Source organism: Streptomyces sp. SGAir0957, from assembly GCF_043523415.1.
This window is the reverse complement of the sequence record NZ_CP027293.1, coordinates 2471740-2487264: the sequence shown is the minus strand read 5'-3', so window position 1 is coordinate 2487264 and position 15525 is coordinate 2471740. Positions and strand designations below refer to the sequence as shown.

Sequence of the window (15525 nt, the reverse complement as noted above, 5' to 3'; positions counted from 1 at the left end):
GTGTGCCGCCCGTACGCGCGCCCGCGCGCTGATAGCCGTAGTCCATGCTGCTCAGCTCCCGAAAGCCCCGCACCGCCGCGCTCGTCACCACCGGTGTCTGCGTCGCCCTGCTCGCGGCCTCCGCTCCGCAGGCGGCCACCCCGCTCGGTATCGGTGACCGCCTCTTCCCGCACCTGGGGAACCCCGGCTACGACGTCGAGTCGTACGACATCGCCTTCACCTACGGCGGCGACAACAGCAGACCGCTCGACACCGTCACCAAGATCACTGCCCGTGCGACGGCCCCGCTCGACCGGATCAACCTCGACTTCTCCCACGGAACGGTGCGCTCCGTGGAGGTCAACGGGGCCCCCGCCTCCTTCGCGACCAGCGACGAGGACCTGATCGTCACCCCGGGCCTGCCGGTGGTCCAGGGACAGCCGCTGCGCATCACCGTCCGCCACACCAGCAACCCCATGCCCGCCAAGAAGACCGACGTCGGCTGGATCCGCACCAAGGACGGGCTCGCCATGGCGAACCAGGCGGACGCCGCGCACCGCGTGTTCCCCAGCAACGACCACCCGTCCGACAAGGCGTACTTCACCTTCCGCATCACCGCGCCCAAGAAGCTCAAGGCGGTCGCCAACGGACGTCTCCTCAAGGAGCAGCGCGCCAAGGCCGCCACGAGCTGGGTGTACCGCACCGCCCACCCCATGGCCACCGAGCTGGCACAGGTCTCCATCGGCAGCTCGACCGTTCTGCACGGCAAGGGCCCGCACGGCCTCCCCGTGCGCGATGTCGTGCCCACCAAGGACGTCAAGGCGCTGCGCCCCTGGCTCGCCAGGACGCCTGGCCAGATCGCCTGGATGGAGAGCAAGGTCGGCCGTTATCCCTTCGAGAACTACGGCCTGCTCGTCGCCGAGGCGAACACCGGCTTCGAACTGGAGACGCAGACCCTCTCCCTCTTCGAGAGGGACGTCTTCGTGCGCCCCGAGTACCCGAAGTGGTACGTCGAGTCGATCATGGTCCATGAGCTGGCGCACCAGTGGTTCGGCGACAGTGTCAGCCCCCGCACCTGGTCCGACCTCTGGCTCAACGAGGGCCACGCCACCTGGTACGAAGCCCTGCACACCGAGGAGAAGTTCCACTACGCCCTCGACAAGCGGATGCACAACGCCTACAAAAGCTCCGACGGCTGGCGCGCCAGTGGCGGCCCGCCCGCCGCGCCCAAGGGGCCCAGGCACGGCGAGAAGATCAGCATCTTCCGCCCGGTCGTCTACGACGGCAGCGCCCTGGTGCTCTACGCACTGCGCCAGGAGATCGGCAAGGAGGCCTTCGAGCGCCTGGAGCGCGCGTGGGTGAGCGACCACGCCGATCAGAGCCGCACCACGACCGACTTCGTCGCCCTCGCCTCCCGGGTCGCCGGACGCGACCTGACCGGCTTCTTCCAGGGCTGGCTTTACGCGAAGAAGACCCCGGCGATGCCCGGACACCCGGACTGGAAGTCCGACGCGGTGCCGAAGGCGGCGAAGAAGTAGACCGCCGGGCGGGGCTTCGGCCCAGCTTTCACGGGAAATAACCCGGATGACGAGACGGCCCGTCCCGTGCGACCATCTTCAGGTCGGGAATCCCCGGGGCGGGCCGAGCGTTGTGTCTTCTGCCGGGACACCTGGGCGCTCGGACATCCAGGTCCCCGACCTTCGAACAACATCCTCCAGCGACGTAAGGATCCAATGACCTCCTCTTCTTCCCCTTCCCAGGACGCGCAGAGCTTCGCCCGGAGCCTTGCGCCGAACACCACCGAAGGTCTTCGGGCCGATGCCCTGATGGAAGAGGACGTCGCCTGGAGCCATGAGATCGACACCGCTCGGGACGGTGACCAGTTCGACCGCAGCGAGCGCGCGGCCCTGCGCCGCGTGGTGGGCCTCTCCACCGAGCTCGAGGACGTCACCGAGGTCGAGTACCGCCAGCTCCGCCTGGAGCGCGTGGTCCTCGTCGGCGTCTGGACGTCCGGCACGGTCGACGACGCGGAGAACTCCCTCGCGGAGCTAGCCGCCCTCGCCGAGACCGCGGGCGCGCTGGTCCTCGACGGCGTCATCCAGCGCCGCGACAAGCCGGACGCGGCCACGTACATCGGCTCGGGCAAGGCGCAGGAGCTGCGGGACATCGTCCTGGAGACCGGCGCCGACACGGTCGTCTGCGACGGTGAGCTGAGCCCCGGCCAGCTGATCCACCTGGAAGACGTCGTCAAGGTCAAGGTGGTCGACAGGACCGCGCTGATCCTCGACATCTTCGCCCAGCACGCCAAGTCCCGTGAGGGCAAGGCGCAGGTCGCCCTCGCGCAGATGCAGTACATGCTGCCGCGCCTGCGCGGCTGGGGTCAGTCGCTCTCCCGGCAGATGGGTGGCGGTGGCTCCTCCGGTTCCGGTGGCGGCATGGCCACGCGTGGTCCCGGTGAGACCAAGATCGAGACGGACCGGCGCCGGATCCGCGAGAAGATGGCGAAGATGCGCCGTGAGATCGCGGAGATGAAGACCGGCCGCGAGATCAAGCGCCAGGAGCGCCGTCGCAACAAGGTGCCCTCGGTCGCCATCGCCGGTTACACGAACGCGGGCAAGTCGTCCCTGCTCAACCGCCTCACGGGCGCGGGCGTCCTGGTGGAGAACGCACTGTTCGCCACCCTCGACCCGACCGTGCGCCGGGCCGAGACCCCGAGCGGCCGCCTCTACACGCTGGCCGACACGGTCGGTTTCGTACGGCACCTGCCGCACCACCTCGTCGAGGCGTTCCGCTCCACGATGGAGGAGGTCGGCGACGCCGACCTGATCCTGCACGTGGTCGACGGTTCGCACCCCGCGCCGGAGGAGCAGCTCGCCGCCGTGCGCGAGGTCGTCCGCGACGTCGGGGCCACCAAGGTCCCCGAGATCGTGGTGATCAACAAGGCGGACGCGGCCGACCCGCTGGTCCTCCAGCGGCTGATGCGCCAGGAGAAGCGCTCGATCGCCGTCTCGGCCCGTACGGGCGCGGGGATCGAGGAGCTGCTCGCGCTCATCGACGTCGAGCTGCCGCGGCCCGAGGTCGAGATCGAGGCGCTCGTGCCGTACACGCACGGCAAGCTGGTCGCGCGGGCGCACACCGAGGGCGAGGTGATCTCCGAGGAGCACACCCCGGAAGGCACGCTGCTCAAGGCCCGCGTCCACGAGGAACTGGCGGCGGACCTCGCGCCGTACGTCCCGACGGCGGCGGGCACCCGCTGACCGGCACCGACCGCATGTGAGAGCGGCCGCACGTGAGAGCGGCCGCACGAGAGCGGCCGCACGTAAAGGAGCCCCGCCCGGGTCCACCCGGGCGGGGCTCCTTGCTGCGCGTTCAGCTCGCGTTCAGCTCCTACTGGTTGCCGTGCTTCTCGCTCATCATGTCGAAGACCTGCTGAGCCTCACGGCCCAACTGCGGTCCGGCGAGCCAGGTGTTGCCGGCCGGGCCGATCGACGTGTTCGACACCAGGACGGTCTTGCCGCCCCGCACCCGGAACCAGCCGCCGCCCGACGAGCCGCCCGTCATCGTGCAGCCGATCCGGTACATCGTCGGCTGCTCGGGGCTGAGCGAGAGGCGGCCGGGCCGGTCGAGGCACTTGTTCATCAGCAGGCCGTCGAACGGGGGAGCGGCCGGGTAGCCCCACGCGCCCATCGAGCCGACCGACTGCGCGGACGGCGCCGAGAAGTCCACCTCAAGGGCGTTCCCGACGGTCTCCTCAAGGGACTTGGTGCCCTGCTCGGGCTTCACGTGCAGCAAGGCGAAGTCGTACGGCGCGCCCGCGCCGCCCGACTCGGCGCCCTGGTCGATCCACTCCTGCGAGGTCGAGGCCCAGTCGGCCCAGTAGGTGCCGTACGGGGCGATCTCCGGCTGCGTCGCATTGCGCAGCGCGCTCGCCGACTTGCCCTTGTCGTTGTAGGAGGGCACGAACGCGATGTTGCGGTACCAGCCGCCCGCCGACCCGGCGTGCACACAGTGGCCCGCGGTCCAGACGAGGTTCGACCTGCCGGGGTTGCGCGGGTCCTTCACGACGGTGCCGGAGCAGACCATCGAGCCCTCGGGGGAGTCGAAGAAGACCTTGCCGACCGGTGCCGCGTTCTCGTGGTACGGCGTCTTCTCGGCCCGCGCCGGAACCGGCTCGGGCTCCGGGTCGGTGACGCCCTGGTCGCTCGCGTAGTCCTTCGCCGCGATCGTCTTCTTCGGCTCGTCGGCGGACTTCATCCGCTCGGGCTTCCACAGGCCCTGGATGACCGGGTTGACGAAGTCGTCGGCCTCGCGCAGCCAGTCGTCCTTGGACCAGTTCTTCCAGGCCCCGTTCTTCCACTTGTCGGGGTCGATGCCGTGCTTCTTCAGCCGGTCGGCGAGGCCGGCCGCCAGCTCGCCGCCGCCCTCGGAACCGCCTGACGCCTGGGACGAGGCACTGGCCGTGCTCCCTGCCGCGCCCTCCTTGTCGTCCGAGCCGTCGTTGCAGGCGGTGGCGGTGAGCGCCAGGGTGGCGGCGACCGCGGTCGCGGCGACGACGGTGCGCCTTCTGCGGCCGCGCACGACGGACGGACGTGTGAAACGCATGGTGCGATTACCCCCGTGAGAAACGCAAGATCAATTCGATGTGTCTGTCATGAGCGTGTCAGTGAGGGCGTCGCGGTCTCCGCGCGTGCCCGGACCGACACAGCACCCCACTATGCCTGGGGACTTGAGGACGAACGGCGGCGGGGCGGTGAAGGTTTCCGCCCCCGGGCACCGTTCGTTCCCCGCACCGCGGAACCGGGTTACCGCCCGGCGTACTTCTTGCTCACGGCGTCATAGATGCCCTTGGCCTCCTTGCCGAGGCGCGGACCGGCGAGCCACCCCGCCGTCACCGGACCGATCGAGGTGTTGGAGAGCAGCGCCGGCTTGCCGTCGGACCCCTCGCCGACCCAGCCGCCACCGGACGAACCACCGGTCATGGTGCAGCCGATCCGGTACATCGTCGGGTCCGTCGTGTTCAGCGAAAGGCGCCCCGGCCTGTCCGCGCACTGGAACAGCTGCTGCCCGTCGTAGGGCGGCGCCGCCGGGTACCCCTTGGCCGTCAGCTGGGAGATCTTCGGCACGGCCGGAGCGTCGAAGTCCACCGGGAGCGACGCCCCCACCGTCTCCTCCAGGGACTTGCCCGACCCGCCCTTCTCCGGCGTCACATGGATCACGGCGAAGTCGAACGGCGCGCCCGCGCCGCCGGTCGGCCCGCCCCGCTCGATCCACTGGTCGGACGTCTGCGCCCAGTTGCCCCACCACACACCGTACGGAGCGACCTCGCTCTTCGGGGCGCCCTGCAGCTCGGCGGCCGACTTGCCCGCGTCGTTGTACGAGGGCACGAAGGCGATGTTGCGGTACCAGCCGCCCTTCGCGCCCGCGTGCACGCAGTGACCGGCCGTCCAGATCATGTCGGACTTGCCGGGGTGGGCGGGGTCGGAGACCACGGTGGCCGAACAGACCATCGACCCCTCGGGGCCGTCGAAGAACAACTTGCCCGCGTACGGCGCACTGTCGTGGTACGGGGTCGAGGCGGCCGCCGCCTTCACCGGACGCGGCGTCGGGTCGGTCACGCCCTGGTCGCCGGAGATGTCGTTCTCGTCGACCTCGCCACCGGGGTTCTTGTCGGCGTCCCGCATGCGGTCCGAGTCCCACAGACCCTCGATGATCGGGTTGACGAAGTCCTGCGCCTCACGCAGCCACTTGTCCCGGTCCCAGTTCTTCCACTCGCCGTTCTTCCACTTGTCCGGGTCGATCCCGTGTTCCTTGAGCTTCTCCTTGATGTGGTCCGGGATCTGGAACGAGCCGCCGCCCGCGCTCGCGGAGGACGACGCCTTGTCGCTCGCGTCGTCCTCGCTCGGGCCGCACGCGGTCGTGGTGAGGGCGAGCACCGCGCCGAGAGCGACGGCCGCCGCCACGGGGGACGTTCTGCCGCGCACGCTCCTGGCGCGGCGGTCGGCGGACAGCGGGCGTATGGATCGCATGGTGGGACTCCCCCTGGGCTTCGAGATCGTTGCACTGTCGAACACGCGCGGTGGACGGGCCGCTTCGCCCCTCCCCGAACGGCAACCCACACTATGCCGGTGCCGTCGGGGACGACCGACGGAACAGCAACGGTTCCGTCACGGAGGGATCTTGCGCGTGCCACGCCGTCGCCCGTGCCCTCATCCCCGTTCCCGGTCCCCCTTTCCAAGCGGAAACGGAAACGGAATCGGAAGGGGGAGGGGAAGGGGAAACGGAAACACGGAGACGGAAGCGGAAACGGATGATCTGTGGCGCAGGTCTCTTCACGAGTCTTCGGACGGGCCGTGTTTCCGCCGCCCCCTCGTCGTTAGGGCCTACGGGGGTCCTCGGTCGGCACTTCAGCCCTCGAACCGTCCTGGCGCGCTGCCGGGACGGCCCTTCGATGCGGCACCCGCCGACCCGGTCCGCCCTTCGGTGAGCCGACGAGCCCAGTCGGCCGTCTACGCAGCGGGAGGACCAGCAGCCGTGGCCTTGACCGGAGAGGCCCCCTTGGAAGGGGATGCGCGCGGGACGTCCGCGCGCGAAAGCGCCCTGCACGACGGCATCCTGCGCCGCCAGTCCGCGCGGGAGTCGGCCGCGCGCACCTACGCGCGCGCCCTGCCGATCGTGCCGGTCCGGGCCCGGGGCCTCACCATCGAGGGGGCGGACGGCCGCCGGTACCTGGACTGCCTCTCCGGCGCGGGCACCCTGGCCCTCGGCCACAACCACCCGGTCGTCCTCGAAGCCATCCGCAAGGTGCTCGACTCCGGGGCGCCGCTGCACATCCTCGACCTGGCCACGCCCGTCAAGGACGCCTTCACCACCGAGCTGTTCCAGACCCTGCCATCCGCCCTCGCCGACCGGGCCCGCATCCAGTTCTGCGGCCCGGCCGGGACGGACGCCGTCGAAGCCGCCCTGAAACTGGTGCGCACCGCCACCGGCCGCTCCGGCCTCCTCGCCTTCGCGGGCGCCTACCACGGCATGACCGCCGGGGCCCTCGACGTGTCCGGCGGCGCCCAGGACGTCCGGGTCGCCCGCCTGCCCTATCCGCAGGACTACCGCTGCCCGTTCGGCATCGGCGGCCCGCGCGGGGCCGAACTCGCCGCCCGCTGGACCGAGACGGTCCTCGACGACACCAAGTCGGGGGTGCCGCTCCCGGCCGGCATGATCCTCGAACCGGTGCAGGGGGAGGGCGGCGTCAACCCCGCCCCCGACACCTGGCTGCGCCGTATGCGGACGATCACCGAGTCCCGCGGGATCCCGCTGATCGCCGACGAGGTGCAGACCGGGGTCGGCAGGACCGGCGCCTTCTGGGCCGTGGACCACAGCGGCGTCGTGCCGGACGTGATGGTCCTCTCCAAGGCGATCGGCGGCAGCCTTCCGCTCGCCGTGCTCGTCTACCGCGACGACCTCGACGTCTGGGGCCCCGGCGCCCACGCGGGCACCTTCCGCGGCAACCAGCTCGCCATGGCCGCCGGCACCGCGACCCTCGCCTACGTACGGGAGAACGGGCTCGCCGAACGGGCCGCCGCGCTCGGCACCCGCATGATGGACCAACTCCGCTCTCTGGCCCGAGAGTTCCCCTGCATCGGTGACGTGCGCGGGCGGGGTCTCATGATCGGCGTCGAGCTGGTCGACCCGGACGGGGGCGCGAGTGCTTCCGCGGCCGCTGCTGTGCCGGGGGTCGCGTCCCCCGCGGTTGCCGTGCCGGGGGCCGCGTCCCCGAGCGGCGATGCCTTGCGCGCCGACGACTTCCCGGCCGAACCCCTGCTCGACGGAGCTGCGGCCACGCCGCTCCCCGCCGCCCCCGTGCTGGCCGCGGCCGTCCGCGACGCCTGCCTGGACCGCGGCCTCATCGTCGAACTCGGCGGCCGCCACTCCAGCGTCGTACGCCTCCTGCCGCCCCTCACCATCACCGACGAACAGGCGGCGGCGATCGTCGACCGGCTCGCGGACGCCCTGGCCGCGGTTGCCGGGGCGCATTCCTAGCCACCTCAGCACACGGCGGCACGCCCTGCCCCAGCGACAGCCGCGGTAACCGGAACAGCCGGCCCACCGCCCCACGGAGCCTCTCACCCACGCAAGGAAGCCCTCTTGAACGCCACCCCCGCATCCGACGGCCGCCCCCGCCCTCTCGCCGCAGTAAGCCGCGAGCCGCAGACCGCGAGCGATCCGGAGCACGAAGCGGTGCCCCGGCAGAAGGGCGGCGTCCAAGAGGCCGAACGTTTGGGTGACTCACTTGTCGATGCCATGAGTGGTGCTGTGGACGTTGTCGGTGCTGGTGCTGGTGCTGGTGCTGGTGCTGGTGCTGTCGGTGCCGGTGGTGCCTGTGCTGCCGGTGCCGTCGATCTGCTCGAACACCCCGATGCCGCCACCGCCGCCCAGCTCGCGGCCGTCGAGAACCTGCTGCGTTGCTGGGTCCGCGAGAACGACATCAGCCCGCCTCCCGTCGGCGCCCTCCGCATCGCCCTCCCCGCGAGCGGCACCGCCCTCCTCGTCCCGATCCACTACTGGTCCCTCACCGGCTGGCACCGCTTCGGCCTGCCCTACCTGGAGGACGGCCCGCAAGGCGCCCCCTGCGTGGACGCGGTGTCGCTCGCGGCCCTTCTGAGCCGGGAATCCGCGCCGCCGGAGGGCACGGAGCCCGGCGGAACAGCGGCCGTGACCGGGGCCGATGGCGGGGCCGGCGACGAGATCCATGTCAGGTCCGGCGACGGGAATCATGCCGGGGCCGGCGACGAGAACCGTGCCGGGGCCGATGCCAAGACCCGTACAGACGGTGCCCCCGCGTCCTCGGGCGATGGCGGTGACCTGGTCGCCCGCGTCGCCGACTCCGCACGCCGCACGGCCGAGTTCATCGCCGACCGACGGGAACGGCGTGCGGACGACCCCGATCGCTTCCTCGCCGGGGAACAGGCCCTGCTCCTCGGCCACCCGCTGCACCCCACACCGAAGAGCCGCGAGGGGCTGTCCGAGGCCGAGACCCGCCTGTACTCACCGGAGACGCGCGGCTCCTTCCCCCTGCAATGGGTCGCCGTCGCGCCCGACGTCCTCGCCCACGACTCGGCCTGGACCGAACGCGGCCGCACCGTCCCCGCCCCCCACCTCACCTCCCAGCTCGCCGGACCCGGCCTGCCCCTGCCGGACGGCTTCGCCGCCCTGCCGCTGCACCCCTGGCAACTTCGCGAGCTGCGGAACCGTCCGAGCACCGCCGCCCTCCTGGACTCCGGTCTCCTGCGCGAACTGGGCACGCACGGCGAGCCCTGGTTCCCGACCTCCTCCGTCCGCACGTTGTACCGGCCCGGCACCCAAGCCATGCTGAAGCTCTCCCTCGGCCTGCGGATCACCAACTCCCGGCGCGAGAACCTTCGCAAGGAACTGCACCGGGGCGTCGAAGTCCACCGGCTGCTCAGGGGCGGCCTCGCCGCGCAGTGGCACGCCGCCCACCCCGGCTTCGACATCGTCCGCGACCCGGCCTGGCTCGCCGTCGACGACGCCGCGGGCGAGCCCGTCCCCGGGATCGACGTCATGATCCGCCACAACCCCTTCCGGCCCGGCGACGACGTCTCCTGCATCGCCGGGTTCGTCTCGCCCCGGCCCCCGCACGACCCGGCGGGCCAGCTGGACCGCACCCCGATGAGCTCCCGCCTCGCCGAGACGATCACGCGCCTCACGACCCGGACCGGACGAGCGCGCGGCGCCGTGGCGACCGAGTGGTTCCTGCGCTACCTGGAGCACGTGGTGCGCCCCGTGCTCTGGCTCGACAGCGAAGCCGGCGTCGCCCTCGAAGCGCACCAGCAGAACACCCTCCTCCTGCTCGACGCCGACGGATGGCCCGTCGGCGGCCGCTACCGCGACAACCAGGGCTACTACTTCCGCGAGTCCCACCGCGCCGCGCTCGACAAGCGGCTCCCCGGCATCGGCGCGCTGAGCGACACCTTCGTCTCCGACGACGTCACCGACGAGCGCTTCGCCTATTACCTCGCGATCAACAACGTCTTCGGCCTCATCGGCGCCTTCGGCTCCCAACGGCTGGCCGACGAGCGCCTGTTGCTCGCCGCGTTCCGCCGCTTCCTCGTCGAGGCCGCCACCGGGCCCCGCCGCCTGCGCAGCCCGCTGCCGAGCCGGCTCCTCGACGCGCCGAAGCTGCGCTGCAAAGCGAACCTCCTGACCCGGCTGCAAGGCCTCGACGAACTCGTCGGCCCCGTCGACACCCAGTCCGTCTACATCACCCTCACCAACCCCCTGCACATCTAGCCCTTGAGTCCCTGAGTCCCTGAGTCCCTGAGTCCCTGAGCCCTTGAGTCCTCAAGTCCTTGAGAGGAGCGCTGCCGTGCCCCCTGCCGATGCGAGCACCGACGCCGAGGCCGACCCGGACGAGGGCGCCGCGCCGCCGCCGGACCCGGACTCCCAGGACACGCTCGACCTGCACCTGCCCGACGAAGTGATGGCGCTCATCGCAGAGCAGGACGGGCGGACCGAGCGGGACGGGGAGACCGCGCGGGACGGGCGGCCCGGGCAGGGCGAGCGGCCCGGTCAGGACGGGAGGCATCCCCTGCGCCGGGCGGACAGCGGGCCATGGAGCGCCCCCGCCTTCACCCCCGCGCCCCGGCACGACCTGCTCGACCACGTGGAGGAGTGGGGGCCGGCCACCACTCCCTCCGGCGTGCTCCAGCTCGTCCCGGTCCGCCTCGAACGGGACCTCGAACTCGTCAGCCGCTGGATGAACGACCCCGCCGTGGCCGCCTTCTGGGAACTCGCGGGACCCGACAGCGTCACCGCGGACCACCTGCGCCCGCAACTCGACGGCGACGGTCGCAGCGTGCCCTGCCTCGGCGTCCTCGACGGCACCCCCATGAGCTACTGGGAGCTCTACCGCGCCGACCTGGACCCGCTCGCCCGCCACTACCCGGCCCGCCCGCACGACACCGGGGTCCACCTGCTCATCGGCGGCGTCGCCAACCGCGGCCGGGGGCTCGGCACCACGCTGCTCAAAGCCGTGGCCGACCTCGTACTCGACCACCGTCCGCAGTGCGGGCGCGTCGTCGCGGAACCCGACCTGCGCAACACCCCCTCCGTCTCCGCCTTCATGAGCGCCGGCTTCCGCTTCTCCGCCGAGGTGGACCTCCCCGACAAACGGGCCGCGCTCATGGTCCGTGACCGGGCCCTGCGCACCCTGCTCTGACCTGGTCACTCCTGTTCACCGCTCGACCCGATCCGGTTCCCTCGCGAGGAGTCCCCGTGCCGAATCCGCCCGTCGTCCCGAACCCGGCAGAGCCGCCCGTGCTGTACGACCCGCCCGAGCTCAGGCGCGAGAACTGGGACCGGGCGGGGGCACGTCTGCTGGCCAAGCTGATCGGCGAATTCGCGTACGAGGAGATCCTCCGGCCCCGGCCCGTCCACCCCGACGCGGCGACCACCCCCGGCCACCACCCGTACCTCCTGACCGTCCCGGGCCGGGACAGGCTGCTGGAGAAGGCGTCGGAGACGGGCCTGAACGATCACGGAGTTCCGCCGAACCCGGGCGGCGACACGCTCCGCTTCCGGGCCCGCCGCGGCGCCTATGGCAGCTGGCAGGTGGACCCGACCAGCATCGAGTGGCTCGCGGGACCGGGCGCGGAGGGCGAGGACGCGGCGGAGTCGGCCAGGCCGGCGGTTGGCGGCGCGCCGGATCTGACCAGGTCAGCACCGGATCCGACCAGGTCAGCACCGGATCCCATCAGGTCAGCACCGGATCTGACCAGGTCAGCACCGGATCCGACCAAGTCAGCGGGGAGCGCCCCCGCCCCATTCATCACCCCCACCTCACCCCACACCCCCGAACCCCTCACCGACCCCCTCCTCTTCCTCCTCCGCATCAGCAACCTCATCGGCCTCGACGGCACCACCCTCGGCCACCTCATCCGCGAGCTCTCCCTCACCCAGGCCGCCGACGCCCGCCTCGACCACACCGCGGAGACCGCACGGCACCTCGCCGACCTCGGGTACGCCGAGCTCGAAGGCCACCAGACCGGCCACCCCTGGATCGTCCTCAACAAGGGACGTCTCGGTTTCTCGGCGACCGACACCTCCCGCTGGGCGCCGGAGGCACGCCGCCCCACCAGCCTCCCCTGGATCGCCGTCCACACCAGCCTCGCCACGTACCGCGGCGCCGCGGGTCTGGAGTCCGCCGACCGCCTCTACGCCCGCGAACTCGACGCGCCGACCCGCCACTTGTTCGCGGAGCGCCTGCGCGCACGGGGCCTGGACCCGGACACGTACCTCTATCTGCCGGTGCACCCCTGGCAGTGGGACGAGACGGTGCTGCCGCTCTTCGCCCCTTCCATCGCCACGGACATGATCGTTCCGCTCCCCACGGACGGCGACGTCCGGCTGCCGCAGCAATCGATCCGAACGTTCCTCAACACCAGCCGCCCGGACCGGCACACCGTCAAACTGCCGCTGTCGGTGCTCAACACCCTGGTGTGGCGCGGGCTGCCGACAGAGCGCACCGTCGCCGCCCCCGCCGTCACCACCTGGATGCACGCCTTGCGCGACGGCGATCACTTCCTCAAGGACGAGTGCGGAGTCATCCTGCTGGGGGAGGTGGCATCCGTGGCGGTGCAGCATCCCCTGTACGGCGGCCTCGACGAAGTCCCGTACCAGTACAAGGAATTGCTCGGCGCCATCTGGCGTGAGCCGGTGACCCGTTATCTCGCTCCCGGTGAGCGGGCCCGCACTTTGGCCTCCTTGTTACTCGTCGACCCCCACGGACGCGCGTTCACGACAGAACTTATTGCGCGCTCCGGACTCGACGCGCGGACCTGGCTGCGCCACCTCTTCGCCGCCGTACTCCCACCCTTGCTGCGCTTTCTGTACCGCTACGGAACCGTGTTCTCGCCCCACGGAGAGAACGCGATCATCGTCTTCGACGAGCACGACGTACCGGTGCGCCTCGCGGTCAAGGACTTCGTGGACGACGTCAACGTCAGTGCGCACCCGCTCCCGGAACACGACTCCATGCCGGACGACGTCCGGGCCGTCCTGCTCACGGAGAGTCCCGCTTTCCTGACGCAGTTCATTCATTCCGGCCTTTTTGTCGGCGTCTTTCGCTACCTTGCGCCCCTGTGCGAGGCACAACTCGACGTGCCGGAGGCGGAGTTCTGGTCCCTGGTGCGCGCCGAGATCCTGCGCCACCACGCCCGCTTCCCCGAGCTGAAGGAGCGGTACGAGATGTTCGACCTGCTCACGCCTCGTATCGAGCGGCTGTGTCTCAACCGGAACCGCCTCCACCTCGACGGCTACCGCGACCGGGCCCACCGCCCCCACGCCGCCGTGCACGGCACCGTCGCCAACCCCCTCCATCACCCGTGATCGCCGGATTGTCAGTGGGGCCGTTTAGGGTGGTCGAGCTATGACGAAGCCCTCACTCCCCGAGCTCCTGCACGCCGCCGTCACCGCTGTCGGCGGCACGGAGCGGCCTGGCCAGGTGACCATGGCCGAGACGGTCGCCCAGGCGATCGACGACGGTTCCCATCTGCTGGTCCAGGCGGGCACCGGCACCGGTAAGTCCCTCGGCTACCTGGTTCCGGCGCTGGCCCACGGGGAGCGCGTCGTGGTCGCCACGGCCACGCTGGCCCTGCAGCGTCAGCTCGTCGAGCGGGACCTGCCGCGCACGGTGGAGGCGCTGCACCCCCTGCTGCGCCGTCGCCCCACCTTCGCCATGCTGAAGGGCCGGTCGAACTATCTCTGCCTGCACCGCCTCCACGAAGGTATGCCGCAGGACGAGGAGGAAGGCCTCTTCGACCAGTTCGAGGCGGCCGCGCCGACCAGCAAGCTCGGACAGGACCTGCTGCGCATGCGGGACTGGGCGGACGAGACGGAGACGGGCGACCGGGACGACCTGACGCCGGGCGTCTCGGACCGCGCCTGGTCCCAGGTCTCCGTGTCGTCCCGGGAGTGCCTGGGCGCGTCGAAATGCGCGTACGGGCAGGAGTGCTTCGCGGAGATGTCCCGGGAGCGCGCCAAGCTCTCCGACGTCGTCGTCACCAACCACGCGCTGCTCGCGATCGACGCCATCGAGGGCGCCCCGGTCCTGCCGGAGCACGAGGTCCTGATCGTGGACGAGGCGCACGAGCTGGTGTCCCGGGTGACCGGGGTCGCGACCGGCGAGCTCACGCCCGGCCAGGTCAACCGTGCCGTGCGCCGTGCCGCGAAGCTGGTGAACGAGAAGGCGGCCGACCAGCTCCAGACCGCCGCCGAGGGCTTCGAGCGGCTCATGGAGCTGGCTCTGCCGGGCCGCCTGGAGGAGATCCCCGAGGACCTCGGCTATGCGCTGATGGCGCTGCGCGACGCCGCCCGTACGGTTATCTCCGCCATCGGCGCCACCCGTGACAAGTCCGTCCAGGACGAGGACGCCGTACGCAAGCAGGCGCTCGCCTCGGTGGAGACGATCCACGACGTCGCGGAGCGGATCACGAACGGTTCGGAGTGGGACGTCGTCTGGTACGAGCGGAACGAGCCCCGGGCGGGCTCCTCGTTCCGCCAGAGCGGGGCGTCCTTGCGGGTGGCCCCCATGTCCGTGTCCGGCCTGTTGCGCGAGAAGCTCTTCACCGACCGCTCGGTGACCCTGACGTCGGCGACCCTGAAGCTCGGCGGGGACTTCAACGGCGTAGGGGCGTCGCTCGGCCTCGCGCCCGAGGGCACCCAGGGCGATGAGCTGCCGGTATGGCAGGGGGTCGACGTCGGCTCGCCGTTCGACTACCCGAAGCAGGGCATTCTCTACGTCGCCAAGCACCTGGCCCGTCCGGCCCGCGAGGGCACGCGGACCGACATGATGGACGAGCTGACGGAGCTGCTCCAGGCGGCCGGCGGGCGGACGCTCGGGCTCTTCTCCTCCATGCGCGCCGCTCAGGCGGCGGCCGAGGAGCTGCGGACCCGGGTGCCCGAATATCCGATCCTGCTCCAGGGCGAGGACACTCTCGGCGAGCTGATCAAGAACTTTGCCGCGGATCCGAAGACCTGCCTCTTCGGCACCCTGTCGCTGTGGCAGGGCGTGGACGTGCCCGGTGCCGGCTGCCAGCTGGTCGTCATGGACAAGATCCCGTTCCCCCGTCCCGACGACCCGCTGATGAGCGCCCGCCAGAAGGCGGTCGAGGAGGCGGGGGGCAACGGTTTCATGGCGGTGGCGGCGACACATGCCGCGCTGCTGATGGCGCAGGGAGCGGGCCGTCTCGTACGCGCGACCGGGGACCGCGGCGTCGTCGCCGTGCTCGACCCCCGCCTGGCGACCGCCCGCTACGGCAGCTATCTGCGGGCCTCGATGCCCGACTTCTGGTACACGACGGACCGGAACCAGGCGCGGCGCTCGCTCGCGGCGATCGACGCGGCGGCAAAGGCGGAGGGGAAGTAGCGCGCCCAAGGCAGGGCGGGATGGAAGTCCGGACAGCCCCGCCGGTGGTGGGCCGGGTCGGAAGTCCGGACAGCCCTGGGCCCCGGAACCGGCGCAGTTGGTTCCGGGGC

Annotated in this window: 9 protein-coding genes; 7 read left to right on the top strand and 2 right to left on the bottom strand. The window is 71.3% G+C overall.

What is annotated here, in order from left to right; all coding sequences use genetic code 11:
- Positions 1–44 precede the first annotated feature (44 nt).
- Both C1N81_RS16020 and hflX read left to right on the top strand, forming a co-directional pair.
- The gene (locus tag C1N81_RS16020; RefSeq protein ID WP_394429655.1) at positions 45–1517 is read left to right on the top strand and encodes a M1 family metallopeptidase; all 1473 of its coding nucleotides are present in this window, start codon (positions 45–47) and stop codon (positions 1515–1517) included.
- A 195-nt stretch (positions 1518–1712) separates the two neighbouring features.
- The gene (gene hflX, locus C1N81_RS16015) at positions 1713–3236 is read left to right on the top strand and encodes a GTPase HflX (RefSeq protein ID WP_394429653.1); all 1524 of its coding nucleotides are present in this window, start codon (positions 1713–1715) and stop codon (positions 3234–3236) included.
- A gap of 130 nt (positions 3237–3366) precedes the next feature.
- Here hflX and C1N81_RS16010 read toward each other — a convergent pair whose 3' ends face one another.
- A complete protein-coding gene (locus C1N81_RS16010; RefSeq protein ID WP_394429651.1) occupies positions 3367–4581 on the bottom strand; it encodes a trypsin-like serine peptidase in 1215 nt (404 codons plus the stop codon).
- A 200-nt stretch (positions 4582–4781) separates the two neighbouring features.
- Positions 4782–6005: a trypsin-like serine peptidase gene (locus C1N81_RS16005; RefSeq protein ID WP_394429649.1), complete on the bottom strand. Its 1224-nt coding sequence runs from the start codon at positions 6003–6005 to the stop codon at positions 4782–4784.
- A gap of 529 nt (positions 6006–6534) precedes the next feature.
- Here C1N81_RS16005 and C1N81_RS16000 point away from each other — a divergent pair.
- The 5 genes from C1N81_RS16000 to C1N81_RS15980 all read left to right on the top strand — a co-directional run bounded on the left by C1N81_RS16000 (position 6535) and on the right by C1N81_RS15980 (position 15415).
- Complete coding sequence (locus C1N81_RS16000) at positions 6535–8013, top strand: diaminobutyrate--2-oxoglutarate transaminase family protein (protein ID WP_394437985.1); 1479 nt, start codon at positions 6535–6537, stop codon at positions 8011–8013.
- A gap of 105 nt (positions 8014–8118) precedes the next feature.
- Positions 8119–10281: an IucA/IucC family protein gene (locus C1N81_RS15995; RefSeq protein ID WP_394429647.1), complete on the top strand. Its 2163-nt coding sequence runs from the start codon at positions 8119–8121 to the stop codon at positions 10279–10281.
- A 76-nt stretch (positions 10282–10357) separates the two neighbouring features.
- Positions 10358–11209 (top strand): GNAT family N-acetyltransferase, encoded by an 852-nt coding sequence (locus tag C1N81_RS15990; protein ID WP_394429645.1) that lies wholly within the window; start codon positions 10358–10360, stop codon positions 11207–11209.
- A 56-nt stretch (positions 11210–11265) separates the two neighbouring features.
- The gene (locus C1N81_RS15985) at positions 11266–13377 is read left to right on the top strand and encodes an IucA/IucC family protein (protein ID WP_394429643.1); all 2112 of its coding nucleotides are present in this window, start codon (positions 11266–11268) and stop codon (positions 13375–13377) included.
- A gap of 40 nt (positions 13378–13417) precedes the next feature.
- A complete protein-coding gene (locus C1N81_RS15980; RefSeq protein ID WP_394429641.1) occupies positions 13418–15415 on the top strand; it encodes an ATP-dependent DNA helicase in 1998 nt (665 codons plus the stop codon).
- Positions 15416–15525: the final 110 nt, after the last annotated feature.